General features: G+C 58.6%; 20 protein-coding genes and 1 pseudogene. 7 read left to right on the top strand and 14 right to left on the bottom strand.

From position 1 onward, the window contains the following. Positions 1-285 (bottom strand): annotated as a pseudogene (locus AC1D2R_RS28750) (transposase); the annotation flags it as partial. An 80-nt stretch (positions 286-365) separates the two neighbouring features. Here AC1D2R_RS28750 and AC1D2R_RS28745 point away from each other — a divergent pair. Further along, the gene (locus AC1D2R_RS28745) at positions 366-725 is read left to right on the top strand and encodes a hypothetical protein (RefSeq protein WP_477972790.1); all 360 of its coding nucleotides are present in this window, start codon (positions 366-368) and stop codon (positions 723-725) included. Positions 726-791: 66 nt separating this feature from the next. Beyond that, positions 792-1094 (top strand): hypothetical protein, encoded by a 303-nt coding sequence (locus tag AC1D2R_RS28740; RefSeq protein WP_477972788.1) that lies wholly within the window; start codon positions 792-794, stop codon positions 1092-1094. Positions 1095-1120: 26 nt separating this feature from the next. Here AC1D2R_RS28740 and AC1D2R_RS28735 read toward each other — a convergent pair whose 3' ends face one another. From AC1D2R_RS28735 to AC1D2R_RS28680, 12 genes are all read right to left on the bottom strand, one after another. Beyond that, entirely contained in the window at positions 1121-2257 is a 1137-nt protein-coding gene (locus tag AC1D2R_RS28735) for an ABC transporter ATP-binding protein (RefSeq protein WP_477972786.1), read from the bottom strand. A gap of 87 nt (positions 2258-2344) precedes the next feature. Further along, on the bottom strand, positions 2345-3508 hold the full coding sequence (locus AC1D2R_RS28730; RefSeq protein ID WP_477972794.1) for an ABC transporter substrate-binding protein: 1164 nt from the start codon (positions 3506-3508) through the stop codon (positions 2345-2347). 100 nt (positions 3509-3608) lie between these two features. Continuing rightward, a complete protein-coding gene (locus AC1D2R_RS28725; protein WP_477972784.1) occupies positions 3609-4469 on the bottom strand; it encodes a carbohydrate ABC transporter permease in 861 nt (286 codons plus the stop codon). Then, complete coding sequence (locus tag AC1D2R_RS28720) at positions 4466-5350, bottom strand: carbohydrate ABC transporter permease (protein WP_477972782.1); 885 nt, start codon at positions 5348-5350, stop codon at positions 4466-4468. The genes AC1D2R_RS28725 and AC1D2R_RS28720 overlap by 4 nt, the downstream gene beginning before the upstream one ends. A gap of 13 nt (positions 5351-5363) precedes the next feature. Beyond that, the gene (locus tag AC1D2R_RS28715) at positions 5364-6521 is read right to left on the bottom strand and encodes a Gfo/Idh/MocA family protein (protein WP_477972780.1); all 1158 of its coding nucleotides are present in this window, start codon (positions 6519-6521) and stop codon (positions 5364-5366) included. Positions 6522-6898: 377 nt separating this feature from the next. After that, positions 6899-9037, bottom strand: coding sequence for a methylmalonyl-CoA mutase (gene scpA, locus AC1D2R_RS28710; protein WP_477972778.1), 2139 nt, complete (start codon positions 9035-9037; stop codon positions 6899-6901). 116 nt (positions 9038-9153) lie between these two features. Beyond that, entirely contained in the window at positions 9154-9714 is a 561-nt protein-coding gene (msuE, locus tag AC1D2R_RS28705; RefSeq protein ID WP_477972776.1) for an FMN reductase, read from the bottom strand. Between the two features lie 572 nt (positions 9715-10286). Beyond that, complete coding sequence (gene repC / locus AC1D2R_RS28700; RefSeq protein ID WP_477972774.1) at positions 10287-11597, bottom strand: plasmid replication protein RepC; 1311 nt, start codon at positions 11595-11597, stop codon at positions 10287-10289. Positions 11598-11751: 154 nt separating this feature from the next. Further along, positions 11752-12765: a plasmid partitioning protein RepB gene (repB, locus tag AC1D2R_RS28695; protein ID WP_477972772.1), complete on the bottom strand. Its 1014-nt coding sequence runs from the start codon at positions 12763-12765 to the stop codon at positions 11752-11754. Then, positions 12762-13940 carry a plasmid partitioning protein RepA gene (gene repA, locus AC1D2R_RS28690; protein ID WP_477972770.1) on the bottom strand — a complete coding sequence of 393 codons (1179 nt, stop codon included), beginning with the start codon at positions 13938-13940 and terminating at the stop codon, positions 12762-12764. The genes repB and repA overlap by 4 nt, the downstream gene beginning before the upstream one ends. 2088 nt (positions 13941-16028) lie before the next feature. Further along, on the bottom strand, positions 16029-16304 hold the full coding sequence (locus AC1D2R_RS28685; protein WP_477972768.1) for a hypothetical protein: 276 nt from the start codon (positions 16302-16304) through the stop codon (positions 16029-16031). Between the two features lie 516 nt (positions 16305-16820). Next, entirely contained in the window at positions 16821-17612 is a 792-nt protein-coding gene (locus AC1D2R_RS28680; protein ID WP_477972766.1) for a phenylalanine 4-monooxygenase, read from the bottom strand. 122 nt (positions 17613-17734) lie between these two features. Between AC1D2R_RS28680 and AC1D2R_RS28675 the strand changes: the two genes are divergently transcribed. Beyond that, positions 17735-18196: an Lrp/AsnC family transcriptional regulator gene (locus AC1D2R_RS28675; RefSeq protein ID WP_477972764.1), complete on the top strand. Its 462-nt coding sequence runs from the start codon at positions 17735-17737 to the stop codon at positions 18194-18196. A 35-nt stretch (positions 18197-18231) separates the two neighbouring features. On the opposite strand, the gene AC1D2R_RS28670 is transcribed toward AC1D2R_RS28675, so the two are convergent. After that, the gene (locus tag AC1D2R_RS28670; protein WP_477972762.1) at positions 18232-18711 is read right to left on the bottom strand and encodes an Lrp/AsnC family transcriptional regulator; all 480 of its coding nucleotides are present in this window, start codon (positions 18709-18711) and stop codon (positions 18232-18234) included. Positions 18712-18840: 129 nt separating this feature from the next. Here AC1D2R_RS28670 and hppD point away from each other — a divergent pair, with 129 nt between their 5' ends. Genes hppD through maiA form a run of 4 tightly spaced genes read left to right on the top strand, consistent with a single transcriptional unit; the run spans position 18841 to position 23050 of the window. Beyond that, positions 18841-19950 carry a 4-hydroxyphenylpyruvate dioxygenase gene (hppD, locus tag AC1D2R_RS28665; RefSeq protein ID WP_477972760.1) on the top strand — a complete coding sequence of 370 codons (1110 nt, stop codon included), beginning with the start codon at positions 18841-18843 and terminating at the stop codon, positions 19948-19950. A 51-nt stretch (positions 19951-20001) separates the two neighbouring features. Next, complete coding sequence (hmgA, locus tag AC1D2R_RS28660; protein ID WP_477972758.1) at positions 20002-21363, top strand: homogentisate 1,2-dioxygenase; 1362 nt, start codon at positions 20002-20004, stop codon at positions 21361-21363. Between the two features lie 32 nt (positions 21364-21395). Further along, positions 21396-22421: a fumarylacetoacetate hydrolase family protein gene (locus AC1D2R_RS28655; protein WP_477972756.1), complete on the top strand. Its 1026-nt coding sequence runs from the start codon at positions 21396-21398 to the stop codon at positions 22419-22421. Next, the gene (gene maiA, locus AC1D2R_RS28650) at positions 22418-23050 is read left to right on the top strand and encodes a maleylacetoacetate isomerase (protein WP_477972754.1); all 633 of its coding nucleotides are present in this window, start codon (positions 22418-22420) and stop codon (positions 23048-23050) included. Before AC1D2R_RS28655 ends, maiA begins: the two co-directional genes overlap by 4 nt. Positions 23051-23113 lie beyond the last annotated feature (63 nt).

The following is a 23113-nucleotide window of genomic DNA, read 5'->3' as shown; positions in this document are numbered from 1 at the left end:
CAACAGGGGGTGTAGTCGCTTGCCGCAAATTCGATCCGACGCCTCCCAAACAACGACGAGTGCTGCCCGCACGTCATCGCCGTAAACCCGGCGCCCTGGCCGAGGACCACCCTTCGCCGGTTCGCGTTCTCCTCGCAGCAGTCGCATCGCATGCTTGCGATGAAAACCCGTGAGCGCCACGAACTCGTCTAACATCCTCGCTTTCTCGGCCCGCCCGCCTAACGCATAGCGGCAACTGATCGCAGCCACCAATTCCGTACGTGTCGCCATGCTTACCTTCCTCATCACAGCTCCCGAGGTTGATTCGTCGGGAGCAATTTAGATGAGGCAATAACCCATTCTCAGGGAGCAGTTCAGGCGAGGCAATGCGGCGTCTCATCCTGATTGTCGCGCCGCACTTGGCGGTTCTTGAAGAACCGGTTTCCCACCGCAAATCATTGCCCCTGTGGTCTGATATCGCCCAGGCACAACAAGCGGCCGAACAGAGGCCCATTGCCCGTGGGTTGAGCATTTCATACGGAGATACGCACGGGCTACGAAAAGGCAACGTCGTTCAACGCCTGTTCGTAGCCCGGCAAGCAGATATGAACGACACCAGGACCTGCAGCTTCAGTACCGACGTCTTTCAAACAAATCACAATACTGGCAAATCAGCCTGGCCGGATGATCATTCGCCGGTCGAAACGTTCCTTCGCCAATACCTTCCTTCGACGGAGCCATCTTGACGTTCGGCGTTGCGAGTGCATTTCATGAATGCGTCGTAGTTTCTGTAACGCTGGGGAGATCTGTCAATGAGAGTTTGGTGGGCATTGGGAATAGCCGCGAGCCTGGCATGCATATCTGCCGCCGAGCCTCCGTACCAATGGCAGACATATCATGGCGTCAGGGTCGATTCCGACCACCGCCTTCTGGAGCGCTACAACCGTACATACCACTATTGCGCACCAGAAGCAGTGCGGCGCGGCTCAACCGATACAAACAGCCTGCTGTACGTCACCGCGCTGAGAGGCTGCATGTATCGGTTCGGCATCGTCGACCGGGGCGCATACGCCTACTCGGCCAATGCGCCATTCCTTAACTTCTTCGGTCGCTGATCGACTGTGATTTCGACTGCACGCAGCTAGGCGACAGCCGTCGGGTTCAGCAGGTTCATGTCGATATCGGTCAACGCGACATGCCGTTCGAAAGCGATGCCGGCCCCGTCAAACAGATGGCAGTCTGCGGCATTGATCCCGGCAGCGAGCGGCTGCTCCGGTCTCACGCCGATGCTGCCCGGAAGGGTGGCGCAGAAATTCTCGCCTTCGCCATCGAGCGAAGCATAGGCGACCGTCTGCGCGCCAAGGCGCTCGATCACGCTCGGCACGACCGTCAGCGAGATATCGCCGGAGCTGAGATGGATATGCTCCGGCCGCACGCCGAGCGTAAGCATCTTGCCGACAGCCCCGTCTCGTGGCGTCACCGGGATCGTCACCGTCTGGCCCTTGTAGTCCACCGTCACGCCGGCATCGCTGACGGCTGTGCAGGTTACTGGCAGGAAGTTCATCTTCGGATTGCCGATAAAGCCGGCGACGAAGATGTTGGCAGGCTTGTGATAGAGCTCCAACGGTGCGCCAGTCTGGGCGATGTCGCCGGCATTCAACACGACGATTCGGTCCGCCATTGTCATCGCTTCGACCTGATCGTGCGTGACGTAGATCATTGTAGCCTTCAGCTGGCGATGCAGCTTGGCAAGCTCGATGCGCATGTCGGCGCGCAAGGCGGCGTCAAGGTTTGAGAGCGGCTCGTCGAACAGGAAGATCTTCGGTTCGCGCACGATGGCACGGCCGATGGCAACGCGCTGGCGCTGACCGCCTGAAAGCATGCCCGGCTTCTGCTGCAGGCGCTGATCCAGATGGAGAATGCGCGCGGCATGCTCGACCTTGGCCTTGAGCTTTTCTTCTTCCATCTTTTCGACGCGGAGCGGGAAGGCGATATTCTCGAAAACGCTCATATGCGGATAGAGCGCATAGGACTGGAACACCATGGCGATGCCGCGCTTGACGGGCGGAAGATCGTTGACCCTCAGCCCGTCGATGACGATGTCACCGGCCGACGTCCCGTCCAGGCCGGCAATCATTCGCAGAAGCGTGGATTTGCCGCAGCCGGAGGGGCCCACAAAAACAACGAACTCGCCGTTCTTCACCTCGAGCTGAACGCTCTTGAGAACCTCGAAGTCGCCGTAGAACTTCTGAACCTTGTTGAGAAAAAGCTGTCCCAAAACCTGTCTCCGGTCGCCGGCGCATGCGGCGCTTACACTCGATAATTAAAGGATCGCGGGTGTTGCGCCCGCGATCCCAACAAGGGCCTACTTGAACGCTTCGATCTCGCCGGCAGCCTTCTTGATGGCATCAGCCGGCTGGGCCTTGCCTGTCACGACGGACTGAACCATCTCGATGATCGAGTTCTGGAAACCCTTGTAGTCGGTAAACAGCGGCTCGGGACCGCCAAAAGCGATACCATCGATAAACGGCTTCCACGACGGGTCAGCCTTGACGAATTCATCGACCTTTGCCGATGGGCGCAGCGGCGTCAGGCCTGCGCCGCCCTGGAGCTCGTACTCGCCCTGCGGGCCCGGAGAGGTGATGAACTTGGCAAATTCCGCTGCCTTTTCTTCTACGCCCGTGCCCTTGAAGACTGCAAGGCTGTCGGTGATGAGCAGCGTGCCCTCACCCTTGGCCGACGGACCGAGCGGCAGCGGTGCGACGCCCCAGTTGATCTTGGTGTCCTTGAGGCGGGCAGCAGCGCCAGAGCCTGCCTGGATCATGCCGACCTTGCCGTCGAGGAAGATGGCGCGAATTTCATTCTGTTCGTAGGCGGTCGCACCTTCGACGGAATAGGGCGTGATGTCCTTGTAAGCCTGGAGGGCTGCAAGAACTTCAGGGCTGTCTATGACGATCTTGTCGCCGTCGATGACCTTGCCGTTGTTGGTGTAAACCCAATGCATGAACTGGTGCATCGTGTTGTCGAAGGTCTTGGCCGGCAGACCGTAGCCCGCAATGCCGGTCTTTTCCTTGATCTGCTTGGCGTCGGCGATTTCTTCAGCCCAGGTCTTCGGCGGTGTTTCCGGGTCGAGACCAGCCTGCTTGAAGATGTCCTTGTTCCAGTAGAGGGCCTTGGTCGAGAAGGCAACCGGCACGCCCCACTGGGTGTTTTCGAAGGTAACGGTATCGACGATGTTCGGATAGTAGGCCTTCTTCTCTTCGTCGGTCATCGGCACAGGAACGATCAGGTCGTTCTGGGCAAATTCCTTGAGCGTGCGCGAGCCGACATAGGCCATGCCGACAGGCGTGCCTGCAGCGGCGAGCGTCGTGGCCTTATCCTGGCACTGCTCCCAGCCAACAACCTCAGGCGTGACCTTCCAGCCCGGGTTCTTGCCTTCCCACTCCTTGATGTACTTCTCATGAATGGGGTCGATCTTGTCGCCGCAATAGATCCAGCTGATCTCCTTGTCAGCGGCGTGAGCGGTCATGGTGCCGAGCGCGGTGGAGCCGAGCAGGGCAAGGGCAATCAGCCCGGTCTTGAGTTGAATTGTCACTTTTATAGCTCCCGTTTTTTCTCTGGTGGTTGGCTTACTGTTTCACCGCGCCCGCGGTCAGCCCGCTGACGAGATACTTTTGAAGGAAGAAGATCACGATCATGGCAGGCGCAATGCCGACGAAGCTTGCGGCCATCAGCTCGTTCCAGACAACTTCCTGCCGGCCGAAGTAGGCAAAGAGCCCGACTGGCAACGGCGCGAATTCGGATTTGGAATTGAAGGTCAGCGCAAAGATGAACTGCTGGGCGTAGGAGCCAATGAAGGTCGTGATCGCAACCACCGTGATGCCGGGCATGGCAATCGGCAGAATGACACGGCGCAGCGTGTAGAAATGGCTGGCGCCATCAACGAAGGCCGCCTCGTCCAATTCCCTCGGAATGCGCATCATGTAGGTTCTGAGCAGCCAGATCGCGGAGGGGATCAGGAAGGCCACACCGGGGACCATGATCGCGAAATAGGTATTGAGCAGGCCGAGCGTGCGCATCAGCCGGAAGAGCGGGATGAGCAGGACGGCGCCCGAAAACATGTTGACCGCCAGGAACGCACCGAGCAACAACCCCGCGCCCTTAAACTCAAAACGCGCGAAGGCATAGGAGGCAGGGATGACGAGAACCAGAACGACAGCGGTCACGATGGTCGAGATGAAGAAGGAGTTGAAGATATAGCGCGCAAAGCCCGGCACGCTGATCCACATGGTCCGGTAGGCCTCGAAGGAGCCGTTCTGGGGAATGAAACGGTAAGGCGATGAAAAGAGCTGGCTGAGCGGCTTCAGCGATACGAGGAAGCCCTCAACAAACGGCGCAAGCACAAATGTGAGGAACAAAAGGATCCCGGCATAGATGCCGATGATTTCATACCACTTGTACCGATTGATCAGCATAGGGGGCTGTTTCATCGCTTGTCTCCCGAAGAAAGGCGGCTGGTCAGGCGGAAGTAGCAGACGCAGAAGATCGACAGGAAGATGCAGATCAACACTGCCCGAGCGGCGCCTTCACCGTATTTGTTCGAACCGATGGCCGTGCGGTAGGTGTCGATGATCATCGTCGTCGTTTCGCCGCTCGGTCCACCGCGCGTGAGGATCCAGATGATGTCGAAGGAGTTGAAGGTGGAGATCAGCGACAGCATCGACATGGTGATCATCGAGGGCACGATCAGCGGCATGGTGATGCGACGGAAGCGGTATAGACGGCCAGCCCCGTCTGTCCAGGCGGCTTCGTACAGATCCTGCGGGATCGCCTGCATGGCGGCTAGCATATAGAGCGTGACCATGGGAACGCCGATCCAGACGTCGGTGATGATCGTCGCCCAGAAGGCCGTGGAACCCTGCGCGAGAAACGCGACCGGAGCATCCGCCAGGCCAAAGCGCTGCAGCATGCCGGAAATCATCCCGAACTGGCCATTGTACATCCAGCCCCACATGAAGATGCCGATCGCCATGGGGACAATCCAGGGCGGCATAGTGAGGACACGGAAGAGTGCCCTGCCAGGCACCGCGGAATTCAGCATCGTCGCGCCGAAGACGCCGATGATCATCTTGATGGAGACGGAGAAGAACGTCCATACGAAGGTACGGATGATGACTTCCGCGAAGGTCTCGTTGAAGATCTTCTGATAGTTTATCCAGCCGACCCAATTCGTCACCTTCTTCAGCGACGCGTCGGTGAAGGAGAGGATGAATGTATCGACCAGCGGGTAGGCGACAATCACCGCGACATAGAGGACGGCCGGGAAGAGCAATATCCAGGCGAAGATGAGGTTGCTTCGTTGAACGTTCATCCTGCCGCCCTCCTCAAGCCGCTCTTGCGTGAAGGGCCTCGTCGAAGCTGTCCCAAACCGGGCGCAGGTCGACGATCGTTTTCTTGATCCGGGCTTCGTCCATCGACAGGGCAAGTATGCCGGCCTCAAGGGCATTGAGCGTCGAGACCGGAAGCTCTGTCCCGGTGCGTACGCTGTCGAGCAGGTCGGCGGCCATCTGTTCGTCGGCGCCGTAGTGCTGAGAAAGCTCGGTCGCCACGTACTTGTTCTCGACCACCTTCTTGCCGGTCAGCTGCTCATGGACATCCAGATAGCCGCGAACGAAATCGCCCTCGGCCATGCCGCGCGAGCCCATGATGGCAAAGCGACGGAACTGGTCCGGAACGTTCAGATTGGTGTGGAAGTTCATGCCGACGCCGTTGGCATATTCGACGATCGCGACCTGGTAGTCGATGATATCGGCGTCGCTGTCGAAAACCTTCTCGGAGCCCATCCAGCCGCTTGGCTTGCGATGGAACAGTTCAAGGTCGTTGATACCTTCGCGGGCGGGATCGTTTACCGGCGTGAAGCTCTTGCGGCCTCCGAAGCTTGCAACGCGCTCGGGCCGCGCTCCGACAACGCCGTTATAGAGGTCGAGATCGTGGCAGCACTTTTCCAGCATGAAGCTGCCGGAATAACGCTCGTAGCGGCGCCAGTCGCGCATGAAGAACGCGCCATGATAAGGCTCGATATGTTCCGCCGCCTCGATCGAGACGATCTGGCCAAGCGTGCCGGCGCCCTGAATGGCGCGCAGATCCTTATAGAGCGGCGAATAGCGCAGCACGAGGCCGACCATCAGGCGCTCGTGCCCGAACTTCGCCATCAGGCGGGCAAGCTCGATGCTCTCGGCAATCGTTGTCACGATCGGCTTTTCGCAGAACACCTTCAGGCCAGCCTCAAGGCCGAGCCGGATATGGTCGAGATGCATGTGGTTCGGCGACCCGATCATCAGCAGATCGAGTTTCTCGCCGGCGATCAGCTCTTGGGGAGACGCATAAGCCTTGCCTGCGGAAATGCCCTGTTCAACCAGGCCAGGAAGTCCCGCCGGCTCGGGATCGACATAACCGACGATCTCGAAGCTTTCATCGACAGACTTGAAAACATAGCCAAGGTAGCCGAGCCGGAAACCTAGCCCGATAATTCCCACTTTCATGCTGCTCTCGTTCCCATTTACGTAATTTATTTTCGTCAAGTTGGGACAAAAATTCGAACTCGTCAACACGAATCACGCAAAAAGTTGAAACTATGAAATTAATTTTCATAAGCGCTTGTTTTGACGAGCCTTCGATTTTCATAGCGGAGGAGCGCGCATTTCGCCCCTCACAGCCGGTCGGAACGGGCATGTGTCGCTCTTCTTGGAACGGCCAAGGTGATCCGAGTTTGCCGTTCCACCCATGTGCATTGCAGGTGGCTTCGCAATGCAGATCGTTGCTTATCCTAATTTAAAACCGACTAGGCAAGCGAGATATCGCTTCATCTCGTGGCATCCACCACTGGAACGCCAGGGGCGCCACAGCCGCAACCGGGCCGTCAGTTGTTCCGCCGCTTTCCTTCCAGCAGATCCAGCACCGAATTTGCCGCCTCGATGACGTTGGTGCCGGGTCCGAAGACAGCGGCAACGCCGTGTTCGACGAGGAACTGGTAGTCCTGGCGTGGAATTACTCCGCCGACGACGACGATGATGTCTTCGGCGCCGCTGGCCTTCAGCGCCGCGATCAGCTGCGGTGCCAGAGTCTTGTGGCCTGCTGCAAGCGAGGAGATGCCGACGACGTTCACCTTGCTGGCAACCGCCAGAGCGGCAGCCTCCTCCGGCGTCTGGAACAGCGGACCGGCAAGCACGTCAAAGCCGATATCGCCGAATGCCGAGGCGATGACCTTGGCGCCTCTGTCATGGCCGTCCTGGCCGAGCTTGGCGACCATGACCTTCGGCCGGCGGCCGAGCGCCGCGCCGACATCCGCGATGCGGGTTTTCAGAACTGCCATCTCCGGCTCGTCACGGTAGGCCTCGCCATAAACTTCCTTGATCACCTCCGGTGTTGCGGCATGGTCCCCAAAGACGCTTCGCATCGCGTCGGAAATCTCGCCGACCGTTGCCCGTGCCCGGGCGGCTTCGACAGCTGCCTCAAGAAGATTGCCTTTGCCGCTTTCTGCCACGCGCGCAATCACGTCGAGGGCCTGGCGTACCAACTCGCCGTCGCGCCGGCGCTTTGTTTCTTCGAGCCGCCTGATCTGCGCTGCTCTGACCGCAGTGTTGTCAATCTCCAGCGTGTCGATCGGCTGCTCGTTCTCCAGCCGGTATTTGTTGACCCCGACGATCACCTCTTCGCCTTTATCGACTGCTGCCTGCCGGCGTGTCGCCGCTTCCTCGATCAGCCGCTTCGGCAATCCCTCGTGGACGGCCTTGGTCATGCCGCCGAGGGCCTCGACTTCCTCGATCAGCGCCCAGGCCTTGTCGGCGAGCTCCTTCGTCAGGCTCTCGACATAGTAGGAGCCCGCCAGCGGATCGACCACCTTGGTGACGCCCGTCTCGTGCTGCAGGATCAGCTGCGTGTTCCGGGCGATGCGGGCCGAAAACTCAGTCGGCAGCGCGATTGCCTCGTCGAAGGAATTGGTGTGCAGCGACTGCGTGCCGCCAAGCACGGCCGACATCGCCTCGAAGGCGGTGCGGACAATGTTGTTATAGGGATCTTGCTCCTGCAGCGACACGCCCGAAGTCTGGCAATGCGTGCGCAGCATCAGCGACGAGGTCTTCTGGGGTCGGAACTCTTGCATGATGCGGGTCCACAGGAACCGCGCGGCGCGCAGCTTTGCCGCCTCCATGAAGAAGTTCATGCCGATCGCAAAGAAGAAGGAGAGACGGCCGGCAAACGCGTCGACATCAAGCCCCTTGGCGATCGCGGCGCGAACATACTCTCGCCCGTCGGCAAGCGTGAAGGCAAGTTCCTGCACCAGCGTCGCGCCGGCCTCCTGCATATGGTAGCCGGAGATCGAGATGGAGTTGAACTTCTCCATCTCGCGGGCCGTGTATTCGATGATGTCGGCAACGATCCGCATCGAGGGCTCCGGCGGATAGATATAGGTGTTGCGGACCATGAACTCCTTGAGGATGTCGTTCTGGATGGTTCCCGAAAGCGCGGCGCGTGGCACCCCCTGTTCCTCACCGGCAACGATGAAGTTTGCGAGGATCGGAATGACCGCGCCGTTCATCGTCATCGACACCGAGACCTTTTCCAGCGGGATGCCGTCGAACAGGATCTTCATGTCCTCGACGCTGTCGATCGCCACGCCCGCCTTGCCAACATCGCCGACCACGCGGGGGTGGTCACTGTCATAGCCGCGGTGGGTGGCGAGATCGAAGGCGACCGAGACGCCCTGCTGGCCGGCAGCGAGCGCCTTGCGGTAAAAAGCATTGGAGGCTTCCGCGGTTGAGAATCCCGCATATTGCCGTATCGTCCAGGGGCGGCCGGCATACATCGTGGCACGTGGGCCACGCGTGAACGGCGCAAGGCCCGGCATCGACCCCAGGTGATCGAGGCCCTCGACATCGCTCTCGGTGTAAAGCGGTTTGACGTCGATGCCCTCGGGAGTGTTCCAGGCGAGCGCTTCGGGGGAAGAGCGCAGCTCTTTTTCGGCAAGCGCCCGCCAATCATCAAGCGTTCTCTTCGTCATATCATCCTCCGGCGGTCTGCTTTTTTCGCACGCTATCACTTTAACGACGCGTGGTGCGATAGGGCCTTGGGATAATTTGCGAGGGGAAATCCCGCGTCTATGTCACTTGCGTCGTGTCATTCAGCAGCCGCAAGAACCGCCCGTTTCGCCGGAAAGAATGCCGCCAGTTCACCGACCACCTCGTGGATGCGACTGGATAGAGGGTCGGACGCGACCTTGTAGTCGGTGAAATCACGGTCCGACGCATAGACCGCCGTGGGCAGGGTGTGGGCCATGAAGAAGCCAAATAGCGGCCGCAGCTGATGCTCGACCATCAGGGCATGGCGATCACCGCCGCCTGTTGCGGTGATGATGATCGGCTTGGCGCGAAGCTCGTGCGGATCGATGAGGTCGATCAGATGCTTGAACAGGCCGGGATAGGATCCCTTGTAGGTCGGAGAACCGATGATCAATGCGTCTGCACTGACGATGTCGTCGATGACGCGCTTTGCGGTATCGTCAAGATCTCTGCGCCACTGCGCCTGACCCAATGACGCGCCGAGATCGGCAAGGTCGTAGATCGTACTATCGAAGCCGTACTTTCCCCCGGCCAGATCCGCCACGTGCTGTACCAATGCATAGGTCTTAGACGGGCGATTAAAGCTGCCCGCAAGGCCGACGAGTTTCGGAGCCGACATTCGATTTCCTTTCAGCGAACCAAGTTCCATGCCGGCAATATTGTCTATAAAGATTGTAGATTAAAGAAAAGTCGGTTCTCCTTTTGGCCCAAAGCAGAAAAATCAGTGCATGCGAGGCTGTTGCATGACCCCTCATCCTGTCGTATCGTTTGTAAAGCGCGACTTTGACCTCGGTCTTTTAAGCGAGATCGATACGGGCGAGGGTGGTGAAGCCGGCTTGTCGATGAGGTCTGGAGATAGAAATCTCCCCAAGCGCAAGACCTTGATCTCACAAAATATTCTTCTCATAGTGAAGCAAACTGCACGTTTGCTTTTGTCACTCGCAGGCTTCCAATCATGCTTGACGACGTGCGCGCCTTTATGTTCGGCGGGGCGACTGCAAATCCCTGCCGCCGCGCCTTGTCTCACAGCGACAAGGGCACGCATGGAGGAGCTTCACCATGTCCATTCCGTCGCCCGGCCAACGGGTTTCTGCGCGCGCCTGGAAGCTACTCATCCCACAAGCCGGCTGCCACCAGATTAGGTCGCAGGAGCTCATCGAATGCCGAACACGCCGCCGCACTCCCGTGACCTCAGCCGGTGCGTGTCGTCTGTACCACATTCGTCCGGACCAGCGACATCAGCATTGGCCCGATGGCAAACTCGCCTCGTTCAGTTCGGCGCGTAAGGTCGCGCAGGTAACCGCCCGCCGAGTTGATCTGCTCCGCGCGTTCCAGAATGCAGGCCATGACGGTTGCCGCATTGGTCGGTCCCATGGCCATGCAGGCGTCCTGGTAGGCCGAGGGGCTAACGCCCAGCATTGATTTCACGACAATCGCTGCGGTCATCAGATCTCGCCAGTTTCGAATGATCCCTCCCGGTCCATAGGCTGCGATTTCAGGGCAAGCCTGAAGAACAAGCCCAAGCGGAAAGGATTTCAGCTCACGATCGCCAACGGTCGCGGCGCCCGGGGCCACATGGCGTGGTTGCTCCAGCTTGCTCTCGTCGCTTGTGTCGTCGCCGTTGTTGTCAGTTGTCGACACGGACTGTGGATCCGACTGTTCATTCGACAGCATGCCCTCATTCATTTCGATACCCGATCCAAGATCAAAAATAGATTCGGGATTAGAATTCTGTATGTGGCGCTCATTCTGACAGGGATTGGCGCTCTGATTTCCAAATTTAAGTTGTTTCTCCAGTTGGTTAAGCACCTCCTGGCGAAGAATGGTGATGGCATCCAACGCAGTCTCCAGCTGCGCCGTTGTTGGTGAGCGCGGAATCCCCTCCACGAGGTTGCGGAAATGGTTGAATGTAAGCGTCCAGTCCCCTGTGAGACGTTCCGCGATCGCTGCCTCGATCAACTTGGATATGTCGCGGCGGCAAAGGCTGATGCGTTCGCGTAGATCCTGCACGTGCAAACGTTCGGCAACGACCCTAGAGGCAAGGTGCTCGATCTCGTCGGCACGCGCCAAAAGCGGTGCAAGGGAGAAGCCGAATGCCTCCCGGATTTCGCCTGCCTTGCTCTTGCGTGCATAGCGCTTGCCGTTCGGGCTGTCCTTGCGGGTCACCAGGCCTGCTTCGACCAATGCCGCAAGATGCCGTCGGATTGTCTGCTCGGCCATGCCGTGTGATCGCATCGACAGCTGAGCGTTGGACGGGAACACCACGAGCCCGGTGGCCTCCGAAAGCTCGGCGGTTGGATAGAAACTCAACAGCGCGTTCAAAACCGCAAGCGCACGATCGGTGACCCCGATGAGCGGCTTGGCTTCACAAAGGGCGCGATACAATTTCCATTTGTCGATAGTACGTCCCGGTTTGATGTCCCGGGTCTTTACCTGGACTGCGAGCATGCCAAACGTCATCGCCCGCCGCCCGAACGGCGTCGTTACAACTTGACCTTCCATTACCTTCACCTTCTTCAAGGCAAAAGAATTCTACTCGCCAAAACGACGCCAAGACTCTTGACAGTGATTCCCGGAAGTGCGATTCTCTAGCTGCTAAACCAATGAGAAGGGCTTCCGCGACGGCAACGTTCGGGAGCTTTTTTCTTTTGCGGTGTTATCCTTTGCGCTTGTGGTCTATCGACTGCAGGAATTCGCCGTGTAGCGTCTCCATGCGATCATTCAGAAATTCGACGAAACTTGTCGGCACCGACTTGGTAAAGTTGATGCGTGGACCCGATTTTGGATAGCTGACAGTTGCCAACAGGAACCCGTTTGCACGGATCTCGGTGGGTTGCGTGACATCGGCATCAGCAGCGGGTGCCCGAGGCGCTTCGGTTTTTAGGGCACCAAGCGCGATTGCAAAGCGATCCGTTCCAACTGCAGGGGGGACGGCAGAGAGCGCCTGCTGGATGCACTCTGCGGCATCAGGGCGCCCCGCAAATACCTCAACGAATTCGATCCATCGACGTCGGCCAATATCGGGCGCCGCTCCGATTGCGAGGAGGGTGGCGCGCGGGACCGTCGATGCTATGCTCAGCATTTCCGATATGTGCGACTTGCCGGTCGAGAGCGATGCACAGATGACGTCGCGCTTGTATCCCGCCTGCTCTTGCGAGAACGCGAAAGCGCACTTTTCGATAAATGAGAGATCGTTCCGGTTGGTGTTTTCTTCGCCTTGGAAAACGATTGCCTGTTCGTCGCTCAGATCGCGAACGATAGCGCGAAACTTGAGACCAAGGGCTTTGACGGCTGCCAATCGGCGGCGTCCGAACACGATTTGATAGGACTGGCTACCGGCTGCATGTGGCCTGATCAAGCCGGGTACGATCTGTCCCCGCTCGTTGATCGATGCGACAATGTCTTCGATCGCAGCATCATCGTAAGATCCGTCAAAACGATCAGGAATCGGTGACGGGGCCACATCGTTCGGATCGACTTCGATGATGTGGTCGCCGTCCTTCAACAGGCGATCGAGAACTTCGCCTTTTTCCTGTATCTGGCGCACACCGGCGGCGACCTTCAACAGGTGCGGGGATGTCGTCTTGGCCGACGGCTGAGTTGCGGCCGCCTGTTGGTCAAGCTGGCCGAGTACATTGGCAAACATGCCACGCGAGTCTTTGCGGCTCATTCACGCCCCCATGCTGCACAGAGTAATTTCTCAATCTCCGCGTTCGACGCATTGATCGACTCCATCGCGCGATCATAGGTCTTGGGCGCGGAGAAGCGCGAGCGCTGTACCTCATAGAGGCTTTGCTTCCACGTCAGTGCGTCGGCCACGGCTGTCGACTTTGACACCATGTTCAACAACAGGTCTTCACCAAACACCTGGCGCATCAATGCCGTCATGTTGGCCTGCGGATGGTCGTTTGGTTCGAACTTCGTGACCAGGAACTTGGCAAAGTCCCACTCTGCGGCAGCGCCCATGTCACTGAGGATCTGCATGTAGGACGAAGCGAGTTCGAGGAATTTCCCGGTCGAGTCAACGTCCAGCATATGAGCCGGCACCGGAATGATGACGCCTGTCGCGGCGGTCAGCGACGACAGCGTAAGGAAGTTAAGCGACGGCGCAGAATCCATCAGGATCACGTCGTAGTCGCCAGCCACCTGCTCCAATGCTTGCGAGACCCGCAACAAAAAGCTGGTGCCGCCGTGCTTGCGCATTTCCAGTGCCACGGCGGTCTCGAATTCAGTTAGGTCGAGTCCGGCACAGATGACGTCGAAGCCGGCGATATGAGTCGTGTGGATGAGGGACCTGGTTGGCTTCGGTTCGTCGAACCGGATTGCAGCATAGAGCGTCTCGTCTTCCCGAGGATTAAAGTCCGGCAGGCTGCCGTGCAGGCTGGTCAGCGACGCCTGAGGGTCTAGATCCACTGCCAGGACGCGATAGCCCTTGAGCGCCAGATAATGGCCAAGATGGATCGTGGTCGACGTCTTGCTCGATCCGCCCTTGAAATTGGTGACAGCAATGATCTGGCACTCCTCGCCATCGATCCGGCGGGGGTTCATCCACTTCTTGCGACCTTTTTCAGCAAGTGACATCCGGAGCTCGAGAATTTGGTCGAGCGTGTACATTCGACGGCCGTTGGATGTCGTCTCGGGTGCGGGCCCCTTCTCCTTCACGACAATCTGCCTGATATAGGCCTCCGAGACATCAAGAAGTGCCGCGACTTCCGACGAGGCAAATTTTCGCATTTCCCTGCGTGCGTCTGGTGGGTATTGTGCCATCGACAGATTTTGCAAGGCGAGCTCGAGTTTGCTGGAGAAACTCTGCATGAAGTCGAGGCTGCTTAAGTGCCGGGTCACGATTCTTCCCTCAATTCGTTTCAAACCTAAGCGCCGAGTTGGTTAACACGGGATTAACCGGGCTGTTGTTTCGACGAAATACGATAATTCGCTTTTTTTGCGTAGTTAAAGGAGTATCCCGATTCGCATTCGGCGGCAAATCGGGGTGTTCCCCGCCGGGAACTGCTGTTGGCCCGTGTCTTGCGGAGCCAACCGTGTCCAGAAAGGTGTTTGCCGCGGGAAGCAATCGGGCGACGTCGAAAGGCCAAGCAGGGAGCGCCGGAGAGAGGCGTCACCGCAAGTTTTAACGCGTTGCGACTGGCTGCAAAGGCGCCCAGACCTGATGCTTGCCAGATGACGATCTGGAAGCTCCGTCAGGCGAATTCCATACGCCGGACGCGGCGTTCAATCCAGAGATGGATCGTGGACGATGCCGTCTCCAGGCCAGTGACGCGTTCGGTCGCTCGACTGATCGCGCCGCATTCGCTTGTGGCAACCGGCATTCGACCCGGCATGGGGTTGGGGCCATTGCGTCGCATGCGGCAGGGAGTTCCCCGCGGGGAACAATCGGGCGACGCCGAAATGTCAAGGACGGACCGCCACCCCGCTTGATGGCCTATGAAGGGGCCAAATTCAATGCTTGCCAGATCACAGCCGGTAAACTTTGTGAGGCGAATTCGATCAGCCTGAGCGCCGAAGTTCAATCCAGGGGCGGGAGGTGGCCGGCGCCGTCTCAAGGTCAGCGGAGTGGCAAGCACAGTTTTTGCGCCAAGACGGCGGTGGTCCTGCACGAACCGACAGGCGCGGCCGATCCGGCGGGTCGGCAGTCCGGCTACGGCGACCAAACGCCGCGGAGATCGACCGCGTGTGGCAAGGCGGCGAATGACCGTTGGCGCCGTTGCATCGCGTGGGCCAGTCAAGTTCCCCGCGGGGAACTGTGAGGCGCGACTTCCTTCGCAAGGTCGGGCCAAGCAAGGTCTCTCCAATCGGGGCACGGGGCAACACCGAAAGGCAAAGGGCGGAGTGCTCGAGAGACAGTCCGTCGCCGCGCCGCGCAAGAGGCCAAAAAGGGAACGCGGCAGGGCAACGCATCAGGGACAGTCACGCGACATGCAGTGTTTGCCGCGCAATGCGCCTGTGTATGAAGGCAGTCGAGGCGCCGCATCCGTTTGTCGGAGGAAAAATCCTAGCGAACGTCGGCGACGGGACTCGCTACCCCGGGCTAATGCAAGTCTCGGTCCTGATCAGGCGCGAGATCAGATACCCTGGTCACCACGAGCATGATGCCGGATCTGGGCAAGCGTTCGCACCGCAACGGTCACACACGTCCAAAACCTTCACGTGAGATGTTCGTGCCGCCGGCTCGGAACGCCGGTAGCCGTTCCGCCCGAGCACGCCCCGCCGCTCAATGCTCAACGGAGCCCTTCAATCCTGTGGCAGCGGATCAAGAGACGCTTCAAGTGGCACGCCGTCTGGCCCGTGCAGCGTTCTCCCTCGCCGCGGGCGCCCTTCGGCGTATCGCTGCCCGTGAAAGACACAATCCATTCAAGCAACAGAAGGGTGAAACCATGGAGCGAGACCGCTGCCGAAAATAGCCAGGATGAGGTCCGACATATCGCCGCATCCCATAGCGCAGGCGGGCGCTGTTGCAGCGAACCTTCGAAACAGCAGTCGTCCCCGGGCCGCATTCAATGATGCCTGTGAACCGGCGTGTCGTGCCCCCGGAGAAGTGCTTCGCTTCCGGCTGCCATGGCAAGGGCCGACCCGTTTGGATAACACGGTATGGCGAGCGTCCTGGAGGGTGGACTTCACATCTGAACGCAGATGCAGCTCCCTGCCTCCCGGGCACCCATGGAATGAAAAAGGCGCTCGACCCTTTCGGGGAGCGCCTTTTCTTCCCGGACAGCAAACGCTAGCCGACCAGACTGGTCGACACGCAGGCTATCGATACGGGCAGTGACCGATAAATGAAGTCCACTCCAGGGAATTTCAAGGGCGGCGTGATAATTTTCGTTCGTTCGGCGAGTCAGATCGCTGGAGCATTTCGCTGGGCAACAACGCTGCACGTGAGCGAGGCTATCGAGCAGTGTGGCGAATGCAGACTCCCGCCTAATGCGAACGTCCGCGCCGCCAGTCGAGAATATCCTCCGATGTGACCCAGACACTGCCATCAAATGCCAGTTCGCCTCGGTCGAATTTGTGACTTGCAACCTGCTCGATGAGTTCCAGCTGAGCGGTGAGATGGTCGCGTGACAACTCGCCATGGCTGTTGCTCAATGCATCTTCGGTAACATGGACGGCCTGGTGCGCGGTCCCCGCGTCCATGACGATGATGGTGTCTGCGCCGATCAATTTGATCTTGCCGGGTATGGCGACGAGTGGCATCTCGATCTCCTCGGAAACGCTCTTTTCTGATCGGCACGCGCTTCTCACGCGAATCACGCCGTGTCTTGATGATACACCGATGGCGCCCGTGAAAAGAGCCACCTAACCATGAGAGAAAGCAGTAGGAAGGCTAGGCCGTGATGGTTAACGAAGGGTTAATTCCTACACCAATGACGGATACTCCTACCGGCCATCGGGCCCAGCTCACGTCGATGGCACTGCCCGATCCGCGCGGCCGATGACCGTCTGTCGGAGCGATCGATCCCGTCCGCTTGCTGCCGCTAGCCCTGCCGTCACGCGTCGTCGCCAGCGAAGCCAGCCCCTGGCCGATCGGCGCTGCCTCAATTGATCGCAATCCATGAATGTAGCCGCCAGCGCTGACAATGCGCTAACGGAAATAAACATAAATATTGCTTCTTTTAATTGGCACCATAGTGATCATAGCAATGACTTACGCCGAGGCGAGATTGACCACCTGGAAAGAAGGAACCTTCTCGCCGTCGGACAATCAGCGATTCACGAGGCCTTGGCTTCGAAAGCGGGCGCGAAGTCGCCCAGCGACTTTGCCGTGAGGATCAGGCTCTCGATATCCTGCTCGACGATCGCCTCAAGGTCGCCGAAGCTGTCGATGACATAGTAGATCGGCTGGACGATATCGATCCGGTACGGTGTCCGGAGCACGCTTAGGAGGTCGAACGGTCGGAATTCGCACGCCTTGCCTTCCATTGCTGCCCTGGCTTCGCTTGGTGACGAGACGATCCCCGCGCCGTAGCAGCGGCGGCCTTGCGGTGTATTGATCAGGCCGAATTCGACGGTGAACCAAAAGATGCGGAACAAATGCCAGGAATAACCCTTGCCGAGACGGACGGCGGTTTCGCCGAAATGTCGCACGAAATTGGCATAGCTCTGGTTGGTCAGCAGCGGGCAGTGCCCGAAGACCTCATGGAAAAGGTCGGGTTCTTCGATGTAGTCGATGTGTTCGCGGCGACGCAGGAAGGTTGCGAGCGGAAATTTGCCTTGTGACAGGAGTTCGTAGAAGCGCGATGGCGGAATGAGCGCTGGTACGCCTTCGACGCCAAAGCCGGTCGTCTCGTTCAGGCGTCGGTTGACGTCGAAAAGTTGAGGGACCTTCTCCGGCTTGAGCCGCAGGGTTTCGACGCCCTCCAGATATTCCTGGCAGGCCATATTGGCCAGAAGGATCAGCTGGCGTCGGTAAAGTTCGCCCCATATCGCATCTTCCTCGGCGGTGTAGGCGTATAAACCATCCGAGCCAGGCAGTTTGGCGGTGTAGCTGCTTTCCTTGACCATATGACGATCCTCCCAGGCACTGCTGCCTTTTACTATTATGCTCCTGCATCTGAGGATTTTCTTTTCTTTCATGCTGACCTGTTGGACAATAACGGTAGATAATTTCGAGAGTGACGCCAATAATGAAAGAATCTGGGAATTCTCATCGCAAACTTCTGGAGCTCGTCCAGACCGATGGCAGCCTTTCCCTGGCAGAACTGTCGGAAAGGGCCGGCATGTCCCAAAGTTCGGCTTGGCGGAAGATCCAGGAACTGGAATCGAGCGGCGTCATCCGCAAGCGCGTGACACTGCTCGATCCGGGAAAACTCGATCTCAAGCTTTGCGTCATCGCGCATGTGACGCTTGATGATCATCACGAAGAAGCGGTCGCGTCTTTTGCCTCGGTGGTGCTGGAGCGGCCGGAGATCATGGAGTGCTATGCGCTGTCCGGCGCCTTCGACTACATGCTGAAGATCCGGACGAGGGACGTGGAAAGCTACGAGGCCTTCATGACCCGCTACCTCATGCGCAACCCGCATGTGCGAACGGTCGTCTCGAGTTTTGTGCTGCGCGAACTGAAATTCTCGACCGAACTGCCGATCTAGCACGTGTCATCCAATGCCGTGCAACCGCCCGGCGCTTAGCTACTCAGCATAAGCACCGGGAGGCCTTCAAATGTCTTGAGCGTGTCGAGAACAATCGAAGTCTTCACATGCTGCACCGACTCGTGCGGCAACAGAACATCGTTGACGAAACGTGAAAGGTCCGTGAGCCCGCGGGTCGCTACCTTCAGGTGATAGTCCATTTCGCCCGTCAGCGCGTAGGCCTCGAGAACCTCGGGTAGTCCGTTGATGAGTTGGGAAAATCTGCGGGCATTGTCTCTGTTGTGGGTCGCGAGCGTCACGGAAATGACCACCAGCATATCCAAGCCCAATTTCTGCCTGTCCAAATTGGCCTGGTAGCCCCTGATATATCCCTCAGACTCAAGTCTCGTCCGTCGGCGCGAGCATTGCGAGGGGGAAAGCGCGATCCGCTCGCCCAACTCGTTGTTCGTCAACCGGCCGTCCTTCTGGAGCTCCTGGAGCAGGCGCAGATCGAACTTGTCGAGCCGTTCATCCATTGCACGAAATCCCTCAAATCCTCACAAACCGTGCATAACTTCTTCCCCGGGCATGAAGAATGCAAGAACTTTGCACGTGTTTTGGATCACACTTTGCGCAACCAAGAGCAAATTTCTTCGGAGGAGAAAATGGGTCCTTTTCCACACGATGCGCCGCCACCGGAAATTACCGCCGACAATCCGGCCGGCACCGATGGCTTCGAATTCGTTGAATTCGCCCATCCGGAGCCCGACAAATTGCGCGAACTCTTCACGCGCATGGGCTACATTGCGGTCGCCAAGCACAAGACGAAAGACATCACTGTCTGGCGGCAGGGAGACATCAATTATATCCTGAACGCCGAGACGGGCAGTCATGCCACACGGTTCGTCGCAGATCACGGTCCCTCAGCCCCGTCGATGGCCTGGCGTGTTGTTGACGCCAGGCACGCTTTCGACCATGCGGTGTCAAAAGGTGCCTTTCCCTATGAAGGGAATGACAAGGCGCTCGACGTCCCCGCGATTGTTGGAATCGGCGGCTCACTGCTCTATTTTGTCGAAGCCTATGGTGCAAAGGGATCGGCCTACGACGCCGAGTTCGATTGGCTTGGCGAGCGCAACCCGCGTCCCGAAGGCATGGGTTTCTATTATCTCGACCACCTGACCCATAACGTCTTCCGCGGCAACATGGACAAGTGGTGGGACTTTTACCGTGACCTGTTCAATTTCAAGCAGATCCACTTCTTCGACATCGACGGACGGATCACAGGGCTGGTGAGTCGGGCCATCACGTCGCCCTGTGGCAAAATCCGCATTCCCCTGAATGAATCGAAGGACGAGACGAGCCAGATCGAGGAATTCCTGAAGAAGTACAAGGGCGAGGGCATCCAGCACATTGCGGTTGGAACGGAACATATCTACGAGGCCACCGACAGGCTTGCCGACAACGGCCTCCGTTTCATGCCGGGTCCTCCGAAGACCTATTACGACATGTCCCATGAACGGGTTCACGGCCATGACGAACCGATCGAACGTATGAAGAAGCACGGCATCCTCATCGACGGCGAAGGTGTGGTGAACGGTGGCATGACGAAAATCCTGCTGCAGATCTTCTCCAAAACCGTCATCGGCCCGATCTTCTTCGAATTCATCCAGCGCAAAGGTGACGAAGGCTTCGGCGAAGGCAACTTCCGTGCTCTTTTCGAGTCTATCGAGGCGGATCAGATCAAGCGCGGCGTGATCGGTACTGCGGCAGAGTGATCATCAGGCGACCCCGGCATTGCGGGGTCGCCCTCGGGGAGGGATTGAGCAATGGAACAGGCGGTAATCCAAGCTTCTGACGGTGAGGCCACGGCGGCGAGCAAGCTCAAATACATGCCGGGCTTCGGCAACGACTTCGAGAGCGAGTCGCTTCCCGGCGCTTTGCCGCAAGGCCAGAACAGCCCGCAGAAATGCAACTACGGTCTTTATGCGGAGCAGCTGTCGGGCTCTCCTTTCACCGCCCCCCGAGGGACGAACGAAAGATCGTGGCTCTATCGCATTCGCCCAAGCGTGCGCCACACCCGTCGCTTTTCGAATGCGTCCTATCCGCTTTGGAAATCGGCACCCTGCCCGGACGAACATTCGCTTCCTCTGGGCCAGCTTCGCTGGGACCCCATCGCCGCGCCGACCGAGAAGCTGACGTTTATCGAGGGGGTGCGGACAATGACGGCCGCAGGCGATGCCCTGACCCAGGTGGGGATGGCTGCACATGTCTACGTCTTCAACGAGGACATGGTTGACGATTACGTCTTCAACGCCGATGGCGAGCTGTTGATCGTCCCCCAGCTCGGCGCAATCCGCGTTTTTACCGAAATGGGCATCATGGATGTCGAGCCCCTTGAAATATGTCTCGTTCCCCGTGGCATGATGTTCAAGGTGCTGCGCATCGGCGATCAAGCGGTCTGGCGCGGATATATCTGCGAGAACTACGGCGCGAAATTCAGGCTGCCCGATCGAGGGCCGATCGGTGCGAACTGCCTGGCAAATCCACGCGACTTCAAAATACCTGTCGCGTCCTTCGAGGATAAGGAAACGCCTTGCCGCGTACATGTTAAGTGGTGCGGAAAGTTCTACGTCACAGAAATCGGCCACTCGCCCCTCGATGTGGTGGCCTGGCACGGCAACTACGCGCCCTTCAAATACGACCTGCGGACATTTTCCCCGGTTGGCGCCATCCTGTTCGATCACCCTGACCCGTCGATTTTCACGGTGCTGACCGCGCCGACCGAAGAGGCGGGAACGGCGAACGTCGATTTCGTGATCTTTCCGCCGCGCTGGCTGGTCGCCGAGCACACTTTCCGCCCGCCATGGTACCATCGCAACATCATGAGCGAATTCATGGGCCTTATCCATGGTCAGTATGATGCAAAGGAAGAAGGCTTTGTGCCCGGAGGCATGAGCCTGCACAACATGATGCTTCCCCACGGGCCGGACGCGCTTGGCTTCGAAAAGGCCTCCAAATCCGAACTTAAACCCGTGAAGCTTGATCACACCATGGCCTTCATGTTCGAGACCCGGTACCCGCAGCAACTCACGAAGTACGCCGCGGAGCTTGAGACGCTTCAGGACAATTACCTGGAGTGCTGGGACGGCCTTGAACGCAAGTTCGACGGGACCCCGGGCATCAAGTGAAGACCGACCCCTCATCCCACTGGAATCTGGACATGAAGCTCGCGACACTGAAAGACTCCACTAGGGACGGTCGCGTGGTCGTCGTCTCCCGCGATCTCACCCGCTGCTGCGAGGTCGGTCATATTGCCCGTACGTTGCAGGCAGCGCTCGACGACTGGGAGCATGTCGCTCCGAGACTCGCGCAGATTGCCGAGGGTGTCGAAACAGGAGCCCAGCCGACGATCAGGTTCCACGAGCATGACGCCACGTCGCCCTTGCCGCGGGCCTATCAGTGGGCGGACGGTTCGGCATACGTCAATCATGTCGAACTCGTGCGCAGAGCCCGCAACGCAGAGATGCCGGCCAGCTTCTGGGTCGATCCGCTGATGTATCAAGGAGGGTCGGACGGTTTCCTCGCCCCGCGCGCCCCGATCATGATGGCCGACGAGGCTTACGGGATCGACATGGAGGGCGAGGTCGCTGTCGTCGTCGGCGACGTCGCTATGGGGGCCAGTCCACAGGTCGCCCGTGACGCCATCCGGCTGGTGATGCTCGTCAACGATGTGTCGTTGCGCAGTCTCATACCGGAAGAGCTGGCAAAGGGATTTGGTTTCTTCCAGTCCAAGCCCGCATCGGCATTTTCTCCAGTTGCTGTGACGCCGGACGAACTCGGAGACGATTGGGACGGCGGAAAGGTGCATCGTCCGCTGCTCGTGACCTTGAACGGCAAGGCATTCGGCAAAGCGAATGCCGGCATCGACATGACGTTTGATTTTGGCCAACTGATTGCCCATGCCGCCAAGACCCGCAGTCTCGCAGCCGGAACGATCATCGGTTCGGGAACGGTTTCCAACAAGCTGGACGGTGGAGCGGGCAGGCCGGTCGAGGACGGAGGAGACGGATATTCTTGCATTGCCGAGATACGGATGATCGAGACCATCCAGGCCGGATCGCCGAAGACGCCGTTCATGAAGTTCGGCGACCAGGTCCGCATCGAGATGAAGGATCGGGCCGGACATTCGATCTTCGGAGCGATCGAGCAAACCGTCGAGAGATACAGCGGGGGCGGGACGCAATGAACGAGGTCGTTCTTTACGGCTACTGGAGATCGTCCGCGAGCTATCGCGTTCGTATCGCGCTCAACATGTTGGGGATCGACTACACGACGGTGGCGATCAACTTGTTGGAAGGGGCGCACCAGACCCCGGACTACCTTGCGCTGAACCCCCAGGGCCTGGTGCCGACATTGGTGATGAACGGGCGGACGTTGACGCAGTCGCTGGCAATCATCGAATATCTCGCGGACGTTCGGCCACAATGTGGATTGCTGCCACTGGACAGTGCGGATCGGCAACAGGTAAGAGCACTCGCATACGCGATCGCCATGGACATTCATCCAGTATGCAACCTGCATGTCGCAGCGCATGTCATGTCCATAACGGGTAAAGCTGACGCACGAGAGGAATGGATGAAGCACTTCATCCCGGATGGACTGCGTAAACTGGAGGCGATGCTAGAAGGCACCAATGGAGAGTTCAGCCTTGGAAGTGTGCCGACGATGGCGGACCTTTGCCTTGTTCCACAGGTCTACAACGCCCGCCGCTGGGGAGTGGACATGACAAATTTCAAGCGTATCGTCGATATCGATTGCAAGTGCGCGGAATTGCCAGCCTTCCAGGCGGCGCATCCCGACCGCGTGAAACCGTAGCGCAAGACACAGACCATCACCAAATCGGAAAGTTGGCTCCTTCCTCGAAGCGCTGCGGACAAA

The organism is Rhizobium sp. P1_C7, assembly GCF_056406295.1.
The sequence above is the reverse complement of the archived record's forward strand: the minus strand, read 5'-3'. Positions and strand labels throughout refer to the sequence as shown.

What these genes read in the sequence shown, in the direction of transcription:
- AC1D2R_RS28740 (WP_477972788.1), top strand. Translation starts at nt 792, where the DNA reads ATGAGAGTTTGGTGGGCATTGGGAATAGCCGCGAGCCTGGCATGCATA.
- AC1D2R_RS28685 (WP_477972768.1), bottom strand. Translation starts at nt 16,304, where the DNA reads ATGCCACTCGTCGCCATACCCGGCAAGATCAAATTGATCGGCGCAGAC.
- AC1D2R_RS28655 (WP_477972756.1), top strand. Translation starts at nt 21,396, where the DNA reads ATGAAGCTCGCGACACTGAAAGACTCCACTAGGGACGGTCGCGTGGTC.
- AC1D2R_RS28675 (WP_477972764.1), top strand. Translation starts at nt 17,735, where the DNA reads ATGAAAGAATCTGGGAATTCTCATCGCAAACTTCTGGAGCTCGTCCAG.
- AC1D2R_RS28720 (WP_477972782.1), bottom strand. Translation starts at nt 5,350, where the DNA reads ATGAACGTTCAACGAAGCAACCTCATCTTCGCCTGGATATTGCTCTTC.
- AC1D2R_RS28725 (WP_477972784.1), bottom strand. Translation starts at nt 4,469, where the DNA reads ATGAAACAGCCCCCTATGCTGATCAATCGGTACAAGTGGTATGAAATC.
- repB (WP_477972772.1), bottom strand. Translation starts at nt 12,765, where the DNA reads ATGAGCCGCAAAGACTCGCGTGGCATGTTTGCCAATGTACTCGGCCAG.
- AC1D2R_RS28730 (WP_477972794.1), bottom strand. Translation starts at nt 3,508, where the DNA reads ATGACCGCTCACGCCGCTGACAAGGAGATCAGCTGGATCTATTGCGGC.
- maiA (WP_477972754.1), top strand. Translation starts at nt 22,418, where the DNA reads ATGAACGAGGTCGTTCTTTACGGCTACTGGAGATCGTCCGCGAGCTAT.
- AC1D2R_RS28715 (WP_477972780.1), bottom strand. Translation starts at nt 6,521, where the DNA reads ATGAAAGTGGGAATTATCGGGCTAGGTTTCCGGCTCGGCTACCTTGGC.
- hmgA (WP_477972758.1), top strand. Translation starts at nt 20,002, where the DNA reads ATGGAACAGGCGGTAATCCAAGCTTCTGACGGTGAGGCCACGGCGGCG.
- scpA (WP_477972778.1), bottom strand. Translation starts at nt 9,037, where the DNA reads ATGACGAAGAGAACGCTTGATGATTGGCGGGCGCTTGCCGAAAAAGAG.
- repC (WP_477972774.1), bottom strand. Translation starts at nt 11,597, where the DNA reads ATGGAAGGTCAAGTTGTAACGACGCCGTTCGGGCGGCGGGCGATGACG.
- AC1D2R_RS28680 (WP_477972766.1), bottom strand. Translation starts at nt 17,612, where the DNA reads ATGGTCAAGGAAAGCAGCTACACCGCCAAACTGCCTGGCTCGGATGGT.
- hppD (WP_477972760.1), top strand. Translation starts at nt 18,841, where the DNA reads ATGGGTCCTTTTCCACACGATGCGCCGCCACCGGAAATTACCGCCGAC.
- AC1D2R_RS28670 (WP_477972762.1), bottom strand. Translation starts at nt 18,711, where the DNA reads ATGGATGAACGGCTCGACAAGTTCGATCTGCGCCTGCTCCAGGAGCTC.
- AC1D2R_RS28745 (WP_477972790.1), top strand. Translation starts at nt 366, where the DNA reads ATGCGGCGTCTCATCCTGATTGTCGCGCCGCACTTGGCGGTTCTTGAA.
- msuE (WP_477972776.1), bottom strand. Translation starts at nt 9,714, where the DNA reads ATGTCGGCTCCGAAACTCGTCGGCCTTGCGGGCAGCTTTAATCGCCCG.